The sequence below is a fragment of the Microcoleus sp. BM001215392 genome (assembly GCF_036700185.1).
Taxonomy (GTDB): Bacteria; Cyanobacteriota; Cyanobacteriia; order Cyanobacteriales; family Microcoleaceae; genus Microcoleus.
The window spans coordinates 1-4,149 of record NZ_JAUBOJ010000524.1; the positions used below are offsets into that span (position 1 = coordinate 1).

Genomic DNA, 4,149 nt, shown 5'->3' on the forward strand with positions numbered 1-4,149 from the left:
TTTGTCAACAAGTGTACCATTTTGTCTATTTATTCGCTAGCTAGGTACTAGCTCTCCTTAGCAAACAGTCGATCGCGCCGCCACCTGTTGCTGAGTGTGTCGCTATCTCGATCGGCATAACACGAAGCCAATCTGCTGTTGTCGCCAGCAAACACTCTGCCATTTTAGCAATTGGGGGTTGTCTGGTTCGATCGCATCCCAGCATCCGCCATAAATTCGGCAAACTTTGTCAATCTCTCTCAGGATAGAGGCGTATTTTTGAAATGCAGAGCTCACTTGCTCGATGCCGTCAGAGTTGAACTTAACTAAAATTACTGCAACCGCCGCCAAAATTCCAGAGACAACCAAATACAGACAGTGATTGATCCTGGAGTCATTGAATGCAAAGCTTCTGGATGCAGGATTGGTTTGGCCCAAAGAAATGAACATATTCCTTCCTCCAAAAGGGTGTTGAGTGGTAGATACACCCCGGGAGTCAGACCGCAGAAAACTGGCAGAGAACTTGTTTGTGTTGCTTATTGCTATTTAACCCACTTATCAGTTTCACCTATTTTGGCGACCCTGCCATCCGCGATCGCACGGAATTTATGTTTTTTATATTTTGCCCAACGGCCTGCAGGCCCGCAATTACCCATAGATCCTGTATCCTTACGGTAACACCGCTCAAGATTCTGTAGGAGAGGGCGGTTTCTTCCCTGCATTGCGAATGTTGATAATCTTGCTGAGCGCCTCGAACCAAAAACTCGCTCCCATAGAAATAGCTATGCCGCTCAATATCCAACCTAACAATTTTGCCATTACAGCGGGCAACAATAATTTCCCCTGCGAGTCTAGCTCTAACCTGTTAGGTTCTCCCCAGCCAAAAGGTAGAGCTACATTATCCAAAGCGCGATCGACCTGATTTTGAACTTTGGTGAGATTAGTTAAATTATCCAATTTAGTGTTAGCGTTTTTTTCCACCAACTGCTTGGCGTACAAATTAACAGTCGATCGCAACATCGAATCCTTCGACAACCGATTAACAATATTAATGCTATCAGCATTAGCAGCTAGGGCGATCGTAGTACCGAGCAAAATCGCCACCCCTCTAGCATTCCGCTTGTAAACACCTGAAGCGCGCTGCATCGATTGGTCAAACCAAATTTCTATTTCTTTCTGAAACCGCTCCAACTGCTGTTGAGTATCTCCGCCGCCTGTTTCAGCACGCTGCGCTAAGATTGAAAGGCTGCGTTTCAAAGATTCTGGCATAATATCCAAGGTTTCTTGAATTTGTTGGTAAATCGGACTGTCCTCTTTCTCGTCCATAATTTCTGCTACCGTATCCCCAGTTTTTCTGACTTTTCTAGCAGTATTTAAAAGATTGCTCAAACTCGGTTGCAGTTGGGCACGCAGCGCCGCCCGCTCAAATTCGCTGTCAAAACTCGCCTTAAGAAAAGCCATTTGCCGCTGAAATTCTCTCCCTCCCAGCTCGGTTTCTGGCAAGTAAACCTGAGAATCATTAATATAAAAACCCAGCTTTTCCGACATCCGATCCAAACTGTTGTTCAAACTGCCCAAATCATTTTTATAATCTTCTACTACTCGATTAAACTCCGCAGTCAACCACCCAAATTCTTGCTCGATAATTGGTTTGGTAGACTCCGGCAAATTCAGCCCCTCTCCTATCACTTGAATTTGTGCCAACTGTAAATCTTTAAATCTTTCCAATCGGTTTTTAGAGATAGAGCGCACCAAACTCGAAACCTTTAAAGTATCCAAAAGGCTCGCCGCAAAAGAATCAGCCGGAATATAAGAAGGGGCCGTTAATTTATTGCCAAAAACATTTTGAGTGCCTGTCATTTGGCGGTATAAATTACCCATTTTGTGGGTAACAGAGCGAAATCCTTGGGATAAAAGCCCCTTCGCTCCCTGATTCAAATCTTTGATAATCGGATTGGCGTAAATCAAATTAGCCAACTGTCCGACTCGCTGAAGTTGCAGTGGCTCTTTGGCACCTTCGCTACCGCCTGAAATCAGCACTTCGATCGATTTCTTTAAATGTTCCGCCCGCCACTGCAAAACAGTAGCAATCAGTTCCTGAATTTCGGAAGCTAGCAAGCTTAAAGTCAGGTAGATAAACACTAAGCCAATTATAATATCTATGATTACCGGCAAGTTCATGGTATTTTCGCGATCGCAAATAACTGCTGTCTAAGTTTACCTTCTGTTTGGGACGCTAAAAACTCTCCCCCCCAGCAGTTTCTCCAAAGCATCCCACCCCAGCCCCATACTCCAAACCGTTAATTCATAAGTCATCCGCAATTCTTCAACTCTTCAATCCCAAATCAAAAATCTCAAATTTTATATTTTATGTCAGAAATGTTTCGATTCCCGGGGCGCCAACCAAAAACTCCGTTCAATGACAGCTTGACAGACAAACTGTGGGTGCTGGCTTTTTTGTTGGCTGCGGTGCTAATTTTTGGGCTGAATCTGGGCGCCGCGGCTTTGCGGGATTGGGATGAAGGGATTGTGGCGCAGGTAAGTCGCGAAATTTGGCGCGGAAATTTAAATTGGTTGTATCCGACGATCGGCTCCGTGCCTTATTTGAACAAGCCGCCGCTGGTACACTGGCTGATCGGGCTGTGTTTTAGCGCCGGCGGTGTCAGCGAATTGACGGCGAGGTTGGTACCGGCAATGCTAACGGCGGCTTCAGTGCCCATGCTTTACGCCATTGGGCGCGAATTGTTTCCCAGAAGGTCGATCGCCATTTTTTCGGCCCTCGTCTATCTGACGCTGCTTCCGGTAGTGCGGCACGGACGTTTGGCAATGTTAGACGGGGCAGTTTTGTGTTTTTTGCTGGCATCGATGTGGTGTTTGCTGCGATCGCGCCGCGACTTGCGCTACGCTTTGGGTGCGGGGATTGGGTTCGGACTCATTTGCCTGACTAAAGGCGTGATGTTGGGGCTGCTGCTGGGGGCGATCGGCTTGATTTTCCTGGTTTGGGATACCCCGCGACTCCTCACTTCTGGGTATCTTTGGGGCGGATTGGCGATCGGGACTTTGCCGGTAGCTGGTTGGTATGTTGCACAATGGCTCCACTACGGCCCAGATTTCATCAAAGCTAATTTGCTTAACCAATCTTTCCGGCGCATTTGGGAACCCGTAGGGAATCACAAAGGCGCGCCCTGGTATTATCTGTTAGAAATTTTAGAATCAGCATGGCCGTGGCAGTTATTTTGGCTACAAGGGCTGCGTTTGAGTTGGGAAAATCGCAATTTTCCCGGGCCAAAATTAGTCTTAGTTTGGACGGGAGTATATCTGCTGGCTATTTCGGTGATGAATACCAAATTGCCTTGGTATGTTTTGCCCGTTTATCCAGCTTTGGCGATCGGCGTTGGGAGCTATCTCGCTGAAGTTTGGGAGCAAATGTGGCTACCGGAAGATGCAGCAAAAGATCGAGCAGCAGATGATTTTGATGCGATCGCTTGTTTGCCTCATCCGGCAATTTTGGTACTAATAGGTTTAGTTGCTGTCGTCGGCTGCGTGTACTTCAGCGGAGGAGTACGGTTTGGGGGACAAATTGCGCCACTCCAGCGAGATTTGCAGTTAATGCTAATGTTTGTAGCTTTGACAATGACACTAACGGCAGTGTTGCTGCACCGCAAAGACAGACAGTTTTTATTAGTTTTAATTTGGGGAACTTACGTCACGTTGTTAGTATTTGTTGCTTCCGATAACTGGGTGTGGGAACTAGCGGAGGATTATCCGGTTAAGCCGATCGCCGAAATTGTCCGCCAAGGTACGCCAGCGGGCAAGGAAGTCTTTACTTCTCATAAATTACCTCGTCCGTCGCTGAATTTTTACAGCCAGCGGCAAGTTATTGTCGCCGACGCGCCGACACTGCAACAGAAATGGCAATCTCTCCCGCCACCTTATTTTTTGTTAGAAAAACCCGTTCTCAAACATTTAGCCTTAGAGAATGCTGAGGTTGTCAAAACAGCCGACGATTGGGTTTTGGTAACTAAAAAATCAAAGGGTTTGTCGTGAGGACTTTAGGGCGCAGCGGCTTGTGCAAGCAAATATATCGATCCGGGGCTATAGCATGACCGCCGTCAATATGGGATTATAACTAATAACTTATATGCGGTCATGCTTCTTCCGGCTTCAAAA

At 46.7% G+C, this 4,149-nt stretch carries 3 protein-coding genes; 1 reads left to right on the forward strand and 2 read right to left on the reverse strand.

Features of this window, described 5'->3' with window-relative positions; genetic code table 11:
* Window positions 1-102: 102 nt before the first annotated feature.
* Window positions 103-429: a hypothetical protein gene (locus QT974_RS31965; RefSeq protein ID WP_333472392.1), complete on the reverse strand. Its 327-nt coding sequence runs from the start codon at window positions 427-429 to the stop codon at window positions 103-105.
* Between the two features lie 234 nt (window positions 430-663).
* Window positions 664-2,160: a hypothetical protein gene (locus tag QT974_RS31970; RefSeq protein ID WP_333472393.1), complete on the reverse strand. Its 1,497-nt coding sequence runs from the start codon at window positions 2,158-2,160 to the stop codon at window positions 664-666.
* A 189-nt stretch (window positions 2,161-2,349) separates the two neighbouring features.
* On the opposite strand from QT974_RS31970, the gene QT974_RS31975 reads away from it, so the two are divergent.
* Entirely contained in the window at window positions 2,350-4,026 is a 1,677-nt protein-coding gene (locus tag QT974_RS31975; protein ID WP_333472394.1) for an ArnT family glycosyltransferase, read from the forward strand.
* Window positions 4,027-4,149 lie beyond the last annotated feature (123 nt).

What these genes read in the sequence shown, in the direction of transcription:
- QT974_RS31965 (WP_333472392.1), bottom strand. Translation starts at nt 429, where the DNA reads ATGTTCATTTCTTTGGGCCAAACCAATCCTGCATCCAGAAGCTTTGCA.
- QT974_RS31970 (WP_333472393.1), bottom strand. Translation starts at nt 2,160, where the DNA reads ATGAACTTGCCGGTAATCATAGATATTATAATTGGCTTAGTGTTTATC.
- QT974_RS31975 (WP_333472394.1), top strand. Translation starts at nt 2,350, where the DNA reads ATGTCAGAAATGTTTCGATTCCCGGGGCGCCAACCAAAAACTCCGTTC.